Source organism: Caulobacter sp. 10L414 (assembly GCF_056395525.1).
In genome coordinates this window covers 1-17,405 of sequence record NZ_JBFTJR010000022.1, presented here as the reverse complement: position 1 = coordinate 17,405, position 17,405 = coordinate 1, and the positions used below count along the sequence as shown (strand labels likewise).

The 17,405-nt window shown below is 69.6% G+C and carries 11 protein-coding genes and 1 pseudogene; 10 read left to right on the top strand and 2 right to left on the bottom strand.

All coding sequences use genetic code 11. The features are described from left to right. Nucleotides 1-142 precede the first annotated feature (142 nt). Nucleotides 143-2,947 carry a TonB-dependent receptor gene (locus AC1DCG_RS10900; RefSeq protein WP_165256364.1) on the top strand — a complete coding sequence of 935 codons (2,805 nt, stop codon included), beginning with the start codon at nucleotides 143-145 and terminating at the stop codon, nucleotides 2,945-2,947. Between the two features lie 29 nt (nucleotides 2,948-2,976). On the opposite strand, the gene AC1DCG_RS10895 is transcribed toward AC1DCG_RS10900, so the two are convergent. After that, complete coding sequence (locus tag AC1DCG_RS10895; protein ID WP_477036570.1) at nucleotides 2,977-3,873, bottom strand: LysR family transcriptional regulator; 897 nt, start codon at nucleotides 3,871-3,873, stop codon at nucleotides 2,977-2,979. Nucleotides 3,874-3,969: 96 nt separating this feature from the next. On the opposite strand from AC1DCG_RS10895, the gene ilvD reads away from it, so the two are divergent. After that, a complete protein-coding gene (gene ilvD, locus AC1DCG_RS10890; RefSeq protein ID WP_477030462.1) occupies nucleotides 3,970-5,826 on the top strand; it encodes a dihydroxy-acid dehydratase in 1,857 nt (618 codons plus the stop codon). Nucleotides 5,827-5,974: 148 nt separating this feature from the next. Continuing rightward, nucleotides 5,975-7,291 (top strand): O-acetylhomoserine aminocarboxypropyltransferase/cysteine synthase family protein, encoded by a 1,317-nt coding sequence (locus AC1DCG_RS10885; protein ID WP_477030461.1) that lies wholly within the window; start codon nucleotides 5,975-5,977, stop codon nucleotides 7,289-7,291. Between the two features lie 49 nt (nucleotides 7,292-7,340). Here the strand turns inward: AC1DCG_RS10885 and AC1DCG_RS10880 are convergent, their stop codons facing one another. Continuing rightward, nucleotides 7,341-8,552 carry a dipeptidase gene (locus AC1DCG_RS10880; protein ID WP_477030460.1) on the bottom strand — a complete coding sequence of 404 codons (1,212 nt, stop codon included), beginning with the start codon at nucleotides 8,550-8,552 and terminating at the stop codon, nucleotides 7,341-7,343. 213 nt (nucleotides 8,553-8,765) lie between these two features. On the opposite strand from AC1DCG_RS10880, the gene AC1DCG_RS10875 reads away from it, so the two are divergent. The 7 genes and pseudogenes from AC1DCG_RS10875 to AC1DCG_RS10845 all read left to right on the top strand — a co-directional run. Then, the gene (locus AC1DCG_RS10875) at nucleotides 8,766-9,677 is read left to right on the top strand and encodes an aldo/keto reductase (RefSeq protein WP_477030459.1); all 912 of its coding nucleotides are present in this window, start codon (nucleotides 8,766-8,768) and stop codon (nucleotides 9,675-9,677) included. A 212-nt stretch (nucleotides 9,678-9,889) separates the two neighbouring features. After that, on the top strand, nucleotides 9,890-10,435 hold the full coding sequence (locus AC1DCG_RS10870; protein ID WP_477030458.1) for an RNA polymerase sigma factor: 546 nt from the start codon (nucleotides 9,890-9,892) through the stop codon (nucleotides 10,433-10,435). A gap of 58 nt (nucleotides 10,436-10,493) precedes the next feature. Continuing rightward, nucleotides 10,494-11,465 (top strand): FecR family protein, encoded by a 972-nt coding sequence (locus AC1DCG_RS10865; protein ID WP_477036569.1) that lies wholly within the window; start codon nucleotides 10,494-10,496, stop codon nucleotides 11,463-11,465. Nucleotides 11,466-11,604: 139 nt separating this feature from the next. After that, nucleotides 11,605-14,583: a TonB-dependent receptor gene (locus AC1DCG_RS10860; RefSeq protein ID WP_477030456.1), complete on the top strand. Its 2,979-nt coding sequence runs from the start codon at nucleotides 11,605-11,607 to the stop codon at nucleotides 14,581-14,583. Between the two features lie 113 nt (nucleotides 14,584-14,696). Next, the gene (locus tag AC1DCG_RS10855; RefSeq protein WP_477030455.1) at nucleotides 14,697-15,461 is read left to right on the top strand and encodes a Slam-dependent surface lipoprotein; all 765 of its coding nucleotides are present in this window, start codon (nucleotides 14,697-14,699) and stop codon (nucleotides 15,459-15,461) included. A 47-nt stretch (nucleotides 15,462-15,508) separates the two neighbouring features. Continuing rightward, the gene (locus tag AC1DCG_RS10850) at nucleotides 15,509-17,005 is read left to right on the top strand and encodes a surface lipoprotein assembly modifier (RefSeq protein ID WP_477036568.1); all 1,497 of its coding nucleotides are present in this window, start codon (nucleotides 15,509-15,511) and stop codon (nucleotides 17,003-17,005) included. Continuing rightward, nucleotides 17,005-17,405, top strand: a pseudogene (locus tag AC1DCG_RS10845) (hypothetical protein); the annotation flags it as partial. The gene AC1DCG_RS10850 and the pseudogene AC1DCG_RS10845, both read left to right, overlap by 1 nt.

Here is a 17,405-nt window from a genome sequence, read left to right as displayed (position 1 = left end):
ACACTGTGTGGCGCTCGACATTGGTGCGAATTAGCGGTTATCGTCCCGATTATAGGGAATCTATCCCATAATATGAAATTTGTCGACCTTGGCGTCATTCCCCGACCCTGAGCAACGGCAAGTCGCAACTGGAGAGGAAACCATGAAGACCCCCATCAGCGCCCATCTGCGCGCCAGCGCCTCGCGCCTCGCCGTCGCGGCCGTCCTGCTTTCGGCCCCCGCCATCGCCCATGCCCAGGCCGCGCCCGCCGCGGGCCAGACCGTCGAGCCCGACGCCGTCGAGGAAATCGTCGTCACCGGCATTCGCGCGTCGCTGCGCAGCGCCATGGACGTCAAGCGCAACTCCCTCCAGGTGGTCGACAGCATCTCGGCCGAGGACATCGGCGACTTCCCCGACAAGAACCTCTCCGAAGCCCTGCAACGGGTGACCGGCGTGCAGATCAGCCGCCAGGACGGCGAGGGCCGGGGCGTCAGCATCCGCGGCGCCGATCCCAGCCTCAACCGCGTCGAGATCAACGGCTCGTCGGCCCTGTCGCTGACCGTCGGCGGCACCGACCGCGCGGTCGACTTCCGCGACATCCCCGTCGAGTTCGTCTCGCGCCTGGACGTGGTCAAGTCGCCGACGGCCGACATGGCCGAGGGCGGCATCGGCGGCACCGTGCGGGTCATCACCCGCCGTCCGTTCGACAGCAAGAAGCCCTTCGTCGCCGGCTCGATCCAGGGCGTCTACTCGAACTTGGCCAAGGAGTACGACCCCAAGCTGGCGCTGATCGGCAGCCGCACCTTCTTCAACGACACCCTGGGCGTGCTGGTTTCCGGCACCTGGGAGAACCGTCACCTCAACAGCAACAACGCCCGCACCACGGGCTGGACGACGCGGGCCGGAACCAAGCCCACCGACGGCTCGCCGGGGCGTCCCACCGACATCAACGGCGACGGCAAGGCCGACTACATTCCCGATATCCCGCGTCTGATCATCGATCGCCGCGAGACCGAGCGGAAGGCGCTGAGCAGCGTCGTCGAATGGCGTCCGACCGACAACTTCAAGGCCTATTTCGACGCCACCTACGCCACGGCCCGGGAAGAGGTGAACAGCTCCTTCCTGCAGCTGTCGGGCACGAGCGGCCTCATCGACTACAGCAAGACCACCCTCGGCGCCGACGGCAACACCGTCGACCACATCGAACTGGTCAGCAGCACCAGCTTCCCCATCGACCTGACCTATCGCAACATCCTGGGCAACCTGGAGCGCACCCAGTACACGACCGCCGTCGGCGGCGAATGGAAGCTGGAGAACTGGATCTTCGACGCGCGCTTCGACTATTCGAACGCCGAGGTTCAGAACAACGAGATCAACGCCACCGCCGTGGCCTTCGGCCTGCCGCGCGTGATCGTCGACTACAAGGGCGGCAAGGGCTCGCCGAACTTCTCTTTCCCCGGCCTCGACGTGACTTCCGGCCAGAACGTCCAGCGCCTCGACGCCGTGTTCAACCCGCGCAACAACTCGGCCGAAGAGACCGCCCAGCAGGTCAACGTCACCTATAAGCCGAACATCTCCTGGCTGACGGCGATCAAGGCCGGCTTCCAGGCGCGTCAGTTCGAGACCGACCAGGTTCTCTACCAGCGCACCACGCGCCTGAACTGCCGCAACGACGCCAGCAGCAACGCCATCAACGCCGTGGCCGCCTCGTGCTCGACGCTGGCGGACATCGTCAACATCAACTCGACGGTGCAGAACATCCCGTTCTTCCACACCGGCGACCTGGGCTATTCCGGCGGCGTGCGCCAATGGAACGACAACACCATGGCCACCTACGCGGCGATCCTGGCCACGGCCGGCCGCAACGACGACGTGTTCGCGGTTAATCCGAACCGCAACACGGCTGAGGTCTACGGCAATCCCGGCAGCTATCAGAACTTCCTGGACACCTGGTCGGTCGAGGAGAAGACCAAGAGCGGCTACGTCCAGGCCAGCTTCGACTTCCAGGAACTGCCGGTGCCGATCAGCGGTACGCTGGGCGTGCGCGTCGTCGACACCAAGACCCTGTCGACCGGCTACAACCGCGTCCAGACCGGAACGACGCCCAACGAGATCGTCAATTTCGTGAAGGGCGAGGCCGAGGGCGGCTACACCAAGACCCTGCCGTCGCTGAACATCCGCGCCGAGTTCATCCCCGGCAAGCTGATCGGCCGCGCCGCCGCCAGCAAGGTGATGGCCCGCGCCGCGCCGTCGCAGCTGGCCCTGCGCCGCTCGATCGACCGCAACAGCCTGACCGGTTCGCGCGGCAACCCGGACCTGCAGCCGTTCGAGGCCACCGCCTACGACGCCGGGCTGGAATGGTACTTCAGCCGCGACAGCTTCATTTCGGCGACCTACTTCCGCAAGGAGATCTCGTCGTTCATCGTCAACCAGGCCGTCCAGGAGGACGTGGAAGGCGAGAACTACGTCATCACCACGCCGGTCAACGGCAACGACCAGGTGACGATCAACGGCCTGGAGATCGGCGGCCAGTACGCCTTCGACTTCCTGCCCGCGCCGTTCCAGGGCTTCGGCGTCCTGGCCAACTTCACCTACCAGAAGGACAAGGGCTACAAGGGCGAGAACCTCGTCACCAAGGAAATCCTGCCGTTCCCGGGCCTGTCGCGTAAGAGCTACAACGTCTCGCTCTACTACGAGAACGAGAAGGTCAGCGCCCGCGCGTCCTACAACTGGCGCAGCGACTGGCTGATCACCCCGGTCGGCCGCGGCAACTGGCCGGAGTTCAACAAGGCGTTCGGCACCCTCGACGCCTCGGCCAGCTACAACGTCAACGACAAGATCACCGTCTTCGTCGAGGGCGTGAACCTGACCGACGAGGTCCGCCAGGAATACAACGCCGACGCCCGCCAGATCGGCAACGAGACCTTCGGCTCGCGCTACTACTTCGGCGTCCGCGCGAAGTTCTAGGCGCGCGAAGTTCTAGGAACGGCGCAGGATCAGCCCGGCTCGGTCAGCTTCAGGAAGTTGGCCAGGGTCGGGCTGATCTCGCCCTTGCGCCAGGCCAGGCCCGTCTCCAGTTCCGGGGCGGCGCCGGCCAGCGACACGTAGGTGACGCCAGTGCGCGCCAGGTTGCGCAGCGAGGCGGGGACCAGCGCCACGCCCAGCCCGCTCGACACCAGGCTGATGATCGTCTGCATCTGGATGGCCTCCTGGGCGATGCGCGCCTCGCCGCCCAGCAAGCGGTAGTGGCCGGTGACCAGGTCGTGGAAGTTCGGCGCGACGTGTTTGGGAAACAGGATCAGCGGCGAGGCCAGCAACTCGTCGGCCGACAGCACCGCATCGCCGGCGATCCGTCCCTCGTCGATCCAGGCGCTGGGCACGGCCGCGACCAGCGGCTCGCGCAGCAGGCGCCGGTAGGCCAGGGCCGAAGGCAGCGGCTGGTCGGTCGGTGGAATGATGATCCCCGCGTGCCGCTCGCCCTCGACCAGGGCCGGCAGCTGCACGTCGCTGGTCGCCTCGAACAGCCGGATCTCCACCTCCGGATAGGCCTGGGAGTAGCGCCGCACCAGCGAGGGCAGCACGCTGTAGTCGGCGGTGCTTACGAACGACAGCGCCAGGTACCCGCTCTGGCCGTCGCGCATCCGTTGCGCCGCGCCGGGCAGGGCGTCCAGCGTCGCCAGCGCCTCCTGCACCTGCGGCAGCCACTGCTCGCCCAGCGGGGTCAGGCGCACGTTGCGCTTGGTGCGCACGAACAGCGCAGCCCCCAATTCCTTTTCCAGGGCCATGATCGACTGGCTGAGCGGCGGCTGGGTCATGCGCAGCCGCTCGGCGGCCCGGCCGAAGTGCAGGGTCTCGGCCACGGCGGCGAAGTGGCGAAACTGCCGGACGTCCATTTGATATCTCGTGTAACCTAATGATCGCCTTTTAATATATTTTGCTCGCGTCGTCAGCGGCGGTAATAACCCCACAGCCGACACTGAGATTTTCCCATGCCTCCCTATCGCTCACGCACCTCCACCCACGGCCGCAACATGGCCGGCGCCCGCGGCCTGTGGCGCGCCACCGGCATGAAGGACAGCGACTTCGGCAAGCCGATCATCGCCGTGGCCAACAGCTTCACCCAGTTCGTCCCGGGCCACGTGCACCTGAAGGACCTGGGCCAGCTGGTCGCCCGCGAGATCGAGGCGGCCGGCGGCGTGGCCAAGGAGTTCAACACCATCGCCGTCGACGACGGCATCGCCATGGGCCACGGCGGCATGCTGTACTCGCTGCCCAGCCGCGAGCTGATCGCCGACGCGGTCGAGTACATGGTCAACGCCCACTGCGCCGACGCCATCGTCTGCATCTCCAACTGCGACAAGATCACGCCCGGCATGCTGATGGCCGCGATGCGCCTCAACATCCCGGTGGTCTTCGTCTCGGGCGGTCCGATGGAGGCCGGCAAGGTGCAGATCAAGGGCGCGATCCGCTCGCTGGACCTGGTCGACGCCATGGTCGTGGCCGCCGACGACAAGTACACCGACGAGGAAGTCGAGGCGATCGAGAAGGCCGCGTGCCCGACCTGCGGCTCGTGCTCGGGCATGTTCACCGCCAACTCGATGAACTGCCTGACCGAGGCGCTGGGCCTGTCGCTGCCCGGCAACGGCTCGGTCCTGGCCACCCACGCCGACCGCGAGGCGCTGTTCAAGGAGGCCGGCCGCCTGATCGTCGACCTGTGCCAGCGCTGGTACGAGCAGGAGGACGTCACGGCCCTGCCGCGCGGGATCGCCACGCGCGAGGCGTTCGAGAACGCCATGAGCCTGGACATCGCCATGGGCGGCTCGACCAACACCGTGCTGCACCTGCTGGCCGCCGCCAGCGAGGGCGGGGTCGAGTTCTCGATGGCCGACATCGACCGCCTGTCGCGTCGCGTGCCGTGTCTGTCGAAGGTCGCGCCCGCCAAGTCCGACGTGCACATGGAAGATGTCCACCGCGCCGGCGGCGTGCCCGCCATCCTGGGCGAACTGGAGAAGGGCGGCCTGATCGACGCCAGCCAGCCCACCGTCCACGCCGCGACGATGGCGGAGTCCCTGGCTCGCTGGGACATCGGCCGCACCAACAGCGGCACGGCCCAGGAATTCTTCCGCGCCGCGCCCGGCGGCAAGCCGACCCAAGTCGCCTTCAGCCAGGCCGCCCGTTGGGAGGAGCTGGATCTGGATCGCGAGAAGGGCGTCATCCGCTCGGTCGAGCACCCGTTCTCCAAGGACGGCGGCCTGGCCGTGCTGTTCGGCAACCTGGCGCCGGAAGGCTGCATCGTGAAGACGGCCGGGGTCGACGAGTCGATCCTGACCTTCCGCGGCACGGCCCGCGTGTTCGAAAGCCAGGAAGACGCCGTCAGCGGCATCCTGGGCGGCAAGGTCGTGGCCGGCGAGGTCGTGGTCATCCGCTACGAAGGCCCCAAGGGCGGTCCGGGCATGCAGGAGATGCTGTACCCGACCACCTACCTGAAATCGAAGGGCCTGGGCGCGGCCTGCGCCCTGATCACCGACGGCCGCTTCTCGGGCGGCACCTCGGGCCTGTCGATCGGCCACGTTTCGCCGGAAGCCGGCGAGGGCGGCTTGATCGCCCTGGTCGAGACCGGCGACAGCATCCTGATCGACATCCCCAACCGGGGCATCAACCTGGAAGTCTCCGACGCGGTGCTGGCGCAGCGCCACGCCGCCCAGCTGGCGCGCGGCAAGGACGCTTGGAAGCCGAAAGACCGCGAGCGCGAGGTCTCGCCGGCCCTGCGCGCCTACGCGGCCATGACCACCAACGCCGCTCGCGGCGCGGTGCGCGACGTCAGCCAGGTCGAGCGCCAGAACTGACGTGAGATCGCGGCCGGGCTCGCACGAGCTCGGCCGCGCAATCCTGGGGTGAGTTTTTCTGCCCGCACGGCGAGAATATCGGTCGTGCGGAGGAGGGCGGGACGGGTCAGGTTTTCGACATCGACGTAAAAAGCTTCAGGAGAAGCCGATGTCCGACCGCAAGCTCCACCCCGAAACCCTGGCCCTGCACGCCGGCTGGCGGGCCGATCCGACGACTGGCGCCGTGGCCCCGCCGATCTATCAGACCACGTCCTACCAGTTCCAAAGCGCCGAGCACGCGGCCGACCTCTTCGCCCTGCGCCAGCTGGGCAACATCTACACCCGCATCGGCAACCCCACGATCGACATCCTGGAACAGCGCCTGGCCGCGCTCGAGGGCGGGGCGGCGGCCCTGGCGGTGGCCTCGGGGCAGGCGGCCTCGGCCTTCGCCATCCAGAACCTGGCCCGGGCCGGCGACAACATCGTCAGCTCCACCGATCTCTATGGTGGCACCTGGAACCTCTTCGCCAACACGCTGCGCGACCAGGGCGTCGAGGTTCGCTTCGTCGATCCGGAAGACCCCCAGGCCTTCGCCCGCGCCACCGACGAGCGCACGCGCGCCTACTACGCCGAGACCCTCCCCAATCCGAAGCTGACGGTCTTTCCGATCGCCGAGGTCGCCGCCATCGGCCGCGCCCACGGGATCCCGCTGATCGTCGACAACACCGCCGCCCCCTTGCTGGCGCGGCCGCTGGAGCACGGCGCGGCGATCGTCGTCTATTCGACCACCAAGTATATCGGCGGCCACGGCACCTCGATCGGCGGTGTCATCATCGACGGCGGCAATTTCGACTGGGAGGCCCATCCCGAGCGCCAGCCTCTGCTCAACACGCCTGACCCCAGCTATCACGGCGCGGTCTGGGCGCAGGCGGCCAAGCCGCTGGGGCCGATCGCCTACATCCTGCGGGCCCGCACCGTGCTGCTGCGCGACCTGGGCGCGGCCCTGTCGCCGTTCAACGCCTTCCAGATCCTGCAGGGGCTGGAGACGCTGCCGCTGCGCATCGCCCGCCATTCGCAGAACGCGCAAGGCGTGGTCGACTTCCTGGCCAAACGGCCGGAGGTGATCCAGGTGATCTATCCCACCGCCCAGGACGGTCTGCGCCGCGAGCGGGCCGACCGCTACCTGTCGGGCGGCTACGGCGGCCTGGTCGGCTTCGAACTGGCGGGCGGGCGCGAGACCGGCAAGCGGTTCATCAACGCGCTCAAGCTGTTCTACCACGTGGCCAATATCGGCGACGCCCGCAGCCTGGCCATCCATCCGGCCTCGACCACCCACTCCCAGCTCAGCGCCGAGGACCAGGCGGCGACCGGCGTTTCCGAAGGCTATGTGCGCCTGTCGATCGGCCTGGAGCACATCGACGACATCCTGGCCGACCTCGATCAGGCCCTGGCCGCCTCGGCTGGTCTGCGCGTCGCAGCCGAGTGACGAAAAAGCCCGCCAGATCAGCGACCTGGCGGGCTTTTCTCATCTTGGGTCAGTGCTTCGAGGTCTGCTCCACGGCGCGGAAGACGCGCAGGTAGTTGCCGCCCCACAGCTTGCCGATGTCGGCTTCGGAGTAGCCGCGCGCCACCAGTTCGGCCGTGACGTTGCCGGCCTCGCCCTCGTTGGCCCAGCCGATCACCCCGCCGCCGTGGTTGAAGTCCGACGACAGCCCCACGTGATCGACCCCCACGCGTTTGACCGCGTAGTCGACGGAGTCGACCAGGTCCTTGACCGTCGCCTTGGGCAGAAGGTCGGTGACGGCGTGGCTGTAGTCCCTGCGCTTGTCGGGCGACAGCGCCTCGGTCCCGTCGGCCGCGCGCTTGAAGGCGACCGGCAGGCCGTATTGGGCGCGCAGGGCCGCCACCTTCGGCCGCAACTCGTCGGTCAGCCGCACCAGATAGGGTCCGAAGGCGACGATCTGCACCACCCCGCCCTTGGCGGCGATGGCGTCCAGTTCGGCGTCCGACAGGTTGCGCGGGTTGTCGACGACGCCCTGCACGCCCGAATGGCTGGCCACCACCGGCGCGCGGCTGATCGCCAGCACCTGCTTCACGCCGTCGGGCGTCAGCTGGGAGACGTCGATGATCACGCCCAGGTCGTTGAGCCGACCCACCGCTTGCTTGCCCAGGGGCGACAGGCCGCCCCATTCGACCTTGGTCCCGCCGCTGGGCCGCGAGGAGTCGGCGAAGGCGTTATTGCCGGCGTGTACGAAGCCGAAGCTGCGCACGCCCCCGGCGTAGTAGGCGTCGATCGGCGCCAGGTCCTCGCCGAACGGATAGGCGTTGAGGAAGCCGACCACGATCGCGCGCTTGCCGGCCTTGGCGGCGGCTTCGACGTCGTCGGCTTTCAGGGCCAGCACGGCGCGGTCGGGGTGGCGCTCGGCGACGCCGCGGATGGCGGCAAGCTTGGCGTCGGCCTCCTTGCGCGCCTGGGCGTAGCCTTCGGGCGTGCGCGGCCCCTGCGCCACGAACACCGCCAGCACGGCTGCGTCGACCCCGCCGCGCTCCAGCTTGGGCAGGTCGACCTGGCCGTCGCCGTCGACGGCGGCCTCGTGCGCGCCGACGCCCAGGTCGGCCGGCACGTCGACGTGGCTGTCGAGCACCAGGGTGCGGGCATGGACGGCGGCGGCGTCGAGATCGGCGGCCGCGGCGGCGCTGGCCAGCGCCAGGGCGGCGGCCGTGGCCAGGAGGATGGGGCGAAGCATGGCGTCGACTTTCTTGTCGTTGATCGGGGAGGGCGCCTCGCCGCGCGCCGGGCCCCTCGGCGCGTTCGTGAAGGCGGACTGACGCTAGCCGCCGCCGGGCCGCGCCGACCAACGCGGTGTTCTCATGCTCGATATTGCCGCCGGTAAAGCTTGCGCTCGGCCCCGCTCGCCGGTCATCTCGGCGTCCTTTTCGAACCGAGAGTGCGCTTTCCCATGCTCGACGACCGCAAGCCCCACGAAAACCGTCCGCTCGGCAAGAGCGGCCTTTCCGTGTCGCCGCTGGCCTGGGGCATGTGGCGCTTCAAGGGCGAATCCGTCGCCGACGCCCGCCATCTGGTCGAGACCGCGCTGGAGAGCGGGATCACCCTGCTCGACACCGCCGACATCTACGGCGCCGACACGCCCTACGGTTTCGGTTCGGCCGAGGTGCTGCTGGGCAAGGTGCTGCACGACGCCCCGCACCTGCGCGAGAAGTTCGTGCTGGCCTCCAAGGGCGGCATCATCCTGGGCGTGCCCTACAACTCTAGCGCCGACTATCTGGTGTCGGCCTGCGACGCCTCGCTGCAGCGCCTGGGCGTCGAGAAGATCGATCTCTACCAGGTTCACCGTCCCGACGTTCTGGCCCATCCGGCCGAGGTGGCCGCCGCGCTGGTCAAGCTGCGCGAGCAGGGCAAGATCGACGCCGTAGGCGTCTCCAACTACCTGCCCAGCCAGGTCGCCGCTCTGCAGGCGCACCTGCCGTTCCCGCTGGCCAGCATCCAGCCGGAGTTCTCGCCCCTGGCCATCGAGCCGCTGTCGGACGGCGTGCTCGACCAGGCGCTGGAGCGCGACATGGCCGTGCTGGCCTGGTCGCCCCTGGGCGGCGGGCGCCTGACGGGCGAGGGGATCGACGATCGCGGCCGGGCGGTGATCGACGCTCTGGACGCGGTGGCCCGGCCCCAGCACGTCGACCGCGCCGCCGTCGCCCTGGCCTGGATCATGGCCCACCCGTCGCGGCCGATCCCGATCATCGGCTCCCAGACCCCCGAGCGGATCAAGGCCGCCGCCGACGCCCTGCACGTCCACATGACCCGGGCCCAGTGGTACGCGATCCTGACCGCCAGCCGGGGCGTTCCGCTGCCCTAGGTCGGGACTGGGCGTCATTTGTTCGGGCCGATTTTCACCGAGTATCCCCGCGAAGGCGGGGATCCAAGCCGAGATCGCGGACGATCCGCGGCTGAGCCACATTCCGGAAATCAGCTCTTGGCTGTCTCGAAAGCGGTCGCCTTTGACGGGCGGCGGCGAGATCGCTAGATCATGGCGCGGTAATGAGAATCGTTCTCATTCGGGGTGGCGTGATGCGATCTGGCCAGAGGGGAACGGCTTCCGACCTGACCGGCCTGCTGGAGGCCCACTATGAGGACCTCCGCCGCTTCGCCGCCCGCAAGGCCCGCTCGGCCAGCCTCGCCGACGACGTCATGCAGGACGCCTGGCTGAAGCTGTCGGACCTGACCCGCGCGCCGGGCTTCGACGGGGCGGCGGTGCGCAACCCCTTGAGCTACCTGCGGCGGATCATCGCCAACCTCGTCGTCGACCGCCAGCGCCAGGCGGCCGCCCAGAACCGGCGGATCGCGCCGGGCGATCTGCCGCTGGAGGCGGGCAGCGACGCGCCCTCGGCTTTTCAGGTGCTGGCCGGCCGCCAGGAGATCGCCGTCGTCCAGGCCGCCATCGCCGAACTGCCCGACAAGTGCCGCCAGGTGATCCTGCTCTATCGCGGCCACGACCTGACCATGCAGCAGGTCGCCGACCGCCTGGGGATCTCGCCGCGCACGGTCGAGAACCATCTGGCGAAAGCCATGGGCCACTGCCGTCGCCGGCTGAAGGAAGCGCGCGGCGATGGATGAGACTAGGGGAAGCGCGGGCGCCGGTTCGTCCTGTCCATCGGGAGGACCAAAAGCCCACATGAGCGACAAGGACAAAACCGGGGGCGGAGACCAGGCGGTGTTCGACGCGGCCGCGCGCCGGGCGCTGCGCCTGCGCGACGGAGCCGACGCGGCCGAGCACGCCGCCTGGCTGGCCGCCGAGCCGCAGCGCGCCGAGGCGATGGCCGAGGCCGACCACATTCTTTCGCTGATCGGCGCGGCGGCGGCGCCTCTTGAGGACGTTCGGTCCCAGCCGCGACGACGGCGAGGCGCCGCCGCCGTCGCCGTTCCGCGTCGCCGGATCTGGAAGATCCCTGCCGCCGTCGCCGCCTGCCTGGTGCTGGCGCTCGGAACGGGCGTCGCGCTCGAGACGCTCGCGCCCGCCGACCCTAACCGTCTTGTCGCCGAGGTCGGGCAAGTGCGCCGCCAGGTGCTGGCCGACGGCAGCGCCGTGACGCTCAACACCGGCGCGGTGCTCGACGTCCGCTACGGCCCTGAAGGCCGCCGCGTGCGGCTGGTCAAGGGCGAGGCCTTCTTCGACGTGGCGCATGATCCCTCGCGGCCCTTCCTGGTCGAGAGCCGGGCCGGCAGCGCCCGGGTGCTGGGCACGGCCTTCGACGTCCGCCTGCAGGGCGATCGCGCCAAGGTCAGCGTCCTGCGCGGCGCGGTGCGGGTCGAGCCGGCGCGCGGCGGCGGGATGGCGGTGCTGCGGGCCGGGCAGGGGGCCTGGCTCGACGGCGCGGCGCCCAAGGCCCTGGCGCTGGAGGATCCGGCCGCGGTCGACGCCTGGCGGCAGGGACGGCTCGTCGTCTATCACCGCCCGCTGTCGGAGGTGGTCGACGAGATCGGCCGCTACCGTCGCGGCAAGGTGTTCGTGCGCGGGCAGGCCCTGGCTGGCCGGCCGGTATCGGGGGTGTTCGACGTCGCCCGGCCCGACGCCGCGATCGACGCCCTTGCCGCCTCGCTGGACCTGCGCACCGCGCGCCTGGGCGGTTTTGTCCTGCTCTACTGACCGGCTCGTAACGTCTCCGCAAAAAAATCGACGAGGTCGCTAGGGGATCTCGCCGTCGGGTTTCGTCTCTCCATCATAAGATGCAATTGAGTGTTGCTCGCAATAATGAGCGGCCCACGAGACGAGACCGACCGCAGACATGACGACGCCCGCTACCCGCCCCGGCCTGCTTCCGCGTATCCGCCGGCTGTCGCTGTGTCTGGCCCTGGCCTCGGCCAGCCCGCTGGCGCTGGGCGCGCTTCCCGCCGCCGCCCAGGAAGCCTCGGCCTACGCGGTCGACATTCCCGCCCAGCCGCTGCCCCAGGCGCTGAGCCAGTTCTCGCTGCAGACCAAGGTCCAGATCGTCTACGCCGTCGAGGCCCCTTACGGGCGCCGCGCGCCCGCCGTGCGCGGCCGCTTCAGCCAGGGCGAGATCCTGTCGCGCCTGCTGGCCGGCAGCGGCGTCACCTGGCGCGAGGTGCGCCCCGGCGTCGTCACCCTGGAGGCCGCCCCCGTCGCCAAGGGCGCGGTGGTCACCGACGTCCTGCGGGTCGAGGGCGCGAGCGGCGGCGGCGATGCGCTGAGCGCCCGCGACGCCCTGGGCTACGACGGCGTCTACGACCTGGACGGCGCCTCCACCTACGCCGGCAAGAGCCAGGTCGAGCGCTACAAGGGCGTCAGCCCGGCCGACGTGCTCAAGGGCATGGTCGGGGTGTTCAGCGGCGACGCCCGCAACAGCGGCGCGCTCGATCCCGGCGTTCGCGGCGTCGAGGGGCCTGGCCGCGTGCCGGTGATCATCGACGGCGGCGAGCAGGCCCTGACCGTCTGGCGCGGCTACAACGGCGCCAATAACAGAAGCTACATCGACCCCAGTCTGGTCGGCGGCGTGCAGGTGCTGAAAGGCCCGTCCCTGACCGCCGGCGTCCATACCTCGGTGGGCGGGGCGGTGGTCATCGACACCCTGGCCCCGCGCGACATCCTGCGCGAGGGCGAGCGCTATGGCGCGGAAGTCCGCATCGAGGGCGGGAACAACTCCACCAAGCCGCGCCTGCCGACCCTGCTGACCGGCCAGGACTATCGCAACGTTCCGGGCTTTCCCGGCTCGACCGGGACCACGGGCTTTCCCAACAGTCCCTACAGCGATCCCTACGTGCAGGTGACGCCGCGCACCTCGTCGGACAACGACACCCTGTCGCTGGGCGATCGCGCCGCGCGCCTGGCCATCGCCGGCCGCAGCGACGACTTCGAATGGCTGGCCGCCTACGCCTGGCGCGAGCGCGGCAACTACTTCGCCGGCGAGAGCGAGGCCGACTATTACCGCCAGACCAACCTGCCCACGCCGTCGGGCCCGCAGGACCTGATCAAGCGCCTGGCCTTCAACTACCGGCCCGGCAACGAGGTCCCCAACACCTCCAGCGAGATGAGCTCCTGGCTGGGCAAGCTGGTCTGGAAGATCAGCGACGCCCAGCAACTGAAGTTCGGCGTACGCGACACCGTCTCGACCTATGGCGAGGTCATGCCCTCGCGGATCATCTCGGTCGGCAACAACGGCATGGGCAAGGTGCAGTGGCCGCTCAGCGAGGTCCACGCCACCGCCTGGAACGTCGACTATCGCCTCAAGCCCGGCGGCCGCTGGGTGGACCTGAAGACCTCGGTCTGGCTGACCCGCACCAACAGTCACACCTACAGCGCCGGCGGCTTCCCCAACTGGGCCCAGAACGCCGCCAATCCGATCATCAAGAACACCGCGCTCGCCAACGCCAAGAACGACCGCTACGGCCTGTCGGCCAGCAACAAGATGCGCCTGGCGCCGAACCTCGACCTCGTCGTCGCCGGCGACTGGCAGCACGAGAAGCTGACCTCGCCCGACGAGTGGGGCGGCACGTTCGACGGCTGGCGCCAGTATCCCCGGGCCGGCCGGCGCGAGGAATACAACGTCCACGCCAATCTCGAATGGCGGCCGGTCAGCGAGCTGACTCTCACCGCCGGCGCGCGCTATTCGCACTACTGGGCGTTCGACGACTTCCTGGCCGAGCAGCTGGCCAAGGGCGTGGTGTTCACCAATTACGTCTTCACCGACGGCACGGTGCTCTACCGCACCCTGGTCAACGGTCGCACGGTCAACAATCGCATCGCCTGGGAGCGCGACAGCACCGGCAAGTTCACCCGCGCGACCAATCCTTGCGTCAACGGCTTCCTCAACAGCGTGGCCAACGCCACCGGCTACTGCGTGGCCTCGCTGAACCAGGCGCCGGTCACCGCCGTCAGCCGCACCCAGCGCGGCGACGGCTGGACGCCGGCGGCCTCGGCGACCTTCAACTTCACGCCGAACGCCCGCGCCTATGTGCGCTACGCCGAGGCCTATCGCTTCCCCAGCCTGTTCGAGAGCACGGTCGGCTTCTCGGCCGCCATCGACCCGACCCGGCCGCTGAAGCCCGAGCACGCCCGCACCTGGGAGGTCGCCTACATCCACGACCTGTCGGCGCTGCTGTCGCTGCCCGAGGGCCAGCGCGCCGACTTCAGGCTGACCTGGTTCCGCAACCGCACGACCAACGTCATCGAGCGCGGCACGCAGCTGCAGCTGTCCAACATGGAAAAGCAGGTCATCGAGGGGATCGAGCTGCAGGCCCGCTACGACAACGGCCGGCTGTTCGCCGACTTTTCCGCCGCCCACAACTTCAAGAACAAGGTCTGCGACCGCCAGCAGGCGATCCTCAAGCAGCCCAACACCGGCATCGTGCCCGACTGCGTGAACTTCGGCTTCGTCGGCGGCTACCTGCTGACCCAGGCCACGCCCGAGAATTCGGCCAACCTGAACCTCGGCGCCCGCTTCATGCAGCGCCGGCTCGAGGTGGGCGTGCGCGGCGTCTACTACAGCGGCTACGACAATCCCGAGCTCGACCGCTTCATCGGCGGGGCCACCGCCACCCGCGTCGACGGCTGGGCGCTGAACACGCCCTACCTGTGGGACGACATCGTCACGGTCGACGCCTACGCCAACTTCAAGCTCAACGAGAAGGTCCGGTTCGAGCTGGTCGGGACCAATCTCAATGACCGTTACTACACCGATCCCCTGACCCGTACGGCCCAGCCGGCCCCCGGGCGCACGCTGAAGCTCAGCATGACCGCCCGCTACTGATCCTCCCAATTCACGGCTTCCGTCGCGCCGGCGCCCCAACCGGCGCGGCGGCGGCCGCTGGATACCCCGGGCCTCGACCGAGGCTCGGTCAAACAAGCATCGGAGAAGACGAGATGTCCCGTTCGACCTTCAAGACGCTGATCCTGGCCTCCGTCACGGCCGTCGCCCTGGCGGGCGTGGCCCACGCCGGCATCGTCGGCGTGTCCACCGACGAAACCCACCTGAAGGTGGGCGCCAGCGTGATCAACGCGGGTCCGCACACCGCCGGCAAGGCCGGCGTCGCCGTCGCCTCGATCGGTCTGTCGGCCTATGTCGACTTCCAGGGCCTTTCGGCCTCGGCCCCGCCGGTGAACGGCGTCAGCACGATCAACAACCCGTCGACCGCGCCGGGCAGCCACAACGGCATGGGCGTGTTCAACTTCGCCAAGATCAGCACCGGCGACTTCTGGTTCGGCGAATGGTCCGACACCGCCAACGCCAATGACGGCACCCACACCGTCTACTACGTGGGTGACGACACCGGCGCGACCGCCGGCTCGGGCACGGCCAGCTACTCGGTCAAGGGTCTCAGCGACTACGCCACCAACGGCGTGCTGACCGGCACGTTCGACGCCGACTTCGGCGCGGGCACCCTGACCGGCTTCGTGCAGAGCGCCTCGAACGGCTACAAGGTCGACATCGGCTCGGTCGGCATCTCGGGCCTGACGATCGCCAGCACCGTCGACAACGCCACGGCGACGCAGGGGACCACCACCCTGGCCTCGGGCGGCGCGGTCAGCGGCCAGTTCTTCGGCGCCAACGCCGCGGCCCTGGCGGGTCTGGTCACCTTCGGCGGCAACAGCCGCTACGACACCGCCTTCGGCGGCACGAAGAACTGAGGACGCGAGGGGTGGGGACCGGTCGGTCCTCGCCCCAAGCCCCCGCGATGCTCAGGTCGTCACGCTTCAAGCCCGCTCCGTTCCGCGTCGCCGCCGGCTGCGCGGCTTTCGTCGTTCTGGCCCTGGCCGGCGCCGCGCACGCCCAGGTCGACGAGGACACCCGCCTGCGCCTCGACCAGGACCTGTCGCGCCGCGCCGCCGAGCGCGAGGCCAGGACGCGGCAGGAGACCGCCCCCGACGTGCTGGTCATCGACGGCCAGGCCTACACGGTGGGGCCCGGCGCCGACGACGTGGGCAAGGCGCTGTACCTGTCCCTGGCCCGCCGCCAATGGGCGGACGCGCGCCGCTTCCTGAAGGCCTATCTGGCGCTGCCCGACCAGGATCCGATGCTGGTCCACTACGCCCAGGGGCAGCTGTCGCGGCAGGACGGCGACCTGCGCGGCGCCGAGCGCAGCTACCGCCAGCTGCTGGCGCTGCAGCCTGACTTCCAGCCGGGCCGCATCGAACTGGCCCGGGTGCTGTTCGAGAACCAGCGCGACCGCGAGGCCGAGGCGACCTTCCGCGCCGTGCTCGCCCAATTGCCGAAGGACGATCCCCGCGCGGCGGGGGTGCGCCGCAGCATCGAGACCTTCCTGGCGGCCCTGAAGCGTCGCCGCGCCTGGACCGGCCAGTTCGCGCTGGGGCCCGGCTGGAGCTCCAACGTCAACCAGGCCTCGGGCAGCTATGCCTGCCTGCTCCCCGGACCCGAGGGGATCTGCTTCTTCGATCGCAAGACGCCCGATCCGGTCGGCGCGGCGACGGTGAACTTCGAGACGGTCCTGAACCGCCGGCTGCCGTTGCGCGGATCGGGCGGCCTGACCTTCCGCGGCATGGCCTATGGCGAGCTCTATCCTGAGGAGGGACGCTACAACCAGGCCACCTTCGTCGCCCAGGCCGGGCTCGACTATCGCACGGCCAAGCTGGCTTTCGGCGTCGCGCCGTCGCTCGACGTCGGCACGCTGGGCGCCGAGCGTCTGTACGAGGCCCCCGGTCTGCATGCCGAGGTCAGCCGCGTGGTCGGCGCCTCGACCCTGGTCAAGCTGGAGGGAGACTACAAGGCGATGCGCTACCGGCAGGCCTCGTTCGCCTCGCTGGACGGCGGCCAGGCCTCGCTGTTCCTGACCGCCTGGCGCGGCCTTTCCGGCGGCTGGACAGTGTTCGGCGGCATGGACCTGCTCGACAAGGACGCCGATCGCCCGGTCAACGCCTACCGCCAGGCCGGCCTGCGGCTGGGGGCGGCGACGCCGACCGTGAAGGGCTTAAACGGCACGCTGTTCGCCTCGGCCCGGCGCAAGCGCTGGGACGCCGTCAACGAGACGCTGGAGGCCCGCCGCCGCGACGACGAGCAGAGCTTCACCGCCATCGTCCGCGCCCCGCGCTGGAAGACGCCCGGCGGCTTCACGCCCAGCCTGACCCTGCAATACGCCAAGGTCGCCAGCAGCATCGACTGGCTGTTCTCCTACGAGAAGACGGCCGCCAGCCTGAAGCTGGAGCGGGTGTTCTGATGCTGCAGGCGCTGCCCATGACCGTGCTCGAAATCCCCTGCGAGCCGCTCGCCGCCACGGGGCGCAAGCGCCGCTGGAGCCTGGCCTTGTCCGGGGCGGTGGTGCTGCACGTGGCTCTGCTGCTGGGCGCCTATCTGCGGCTGGCCAGGCCCGAAATGCCGCCGGCCGCGCCGATCGAGGCCATCGCCGTGGAGTTCGCCGTCGAGCCGGTGGCCCCCGCGCGTCCCAAGGACGAGCGGCCGCCGGGGCCTGAGGCCAAGGCCAGTCCGGCCGCCATCGCTGCGCCGGCGCCGCCGAAGGCGATCGATCGTCCGCCCGATCCGCGCGGGGTGCTGCCGCCGCAGCAGCGGTCCGCCGCCCGGGCCGTCGAGGGCGACGCGGCGGCCAGGCCCTCCACGCC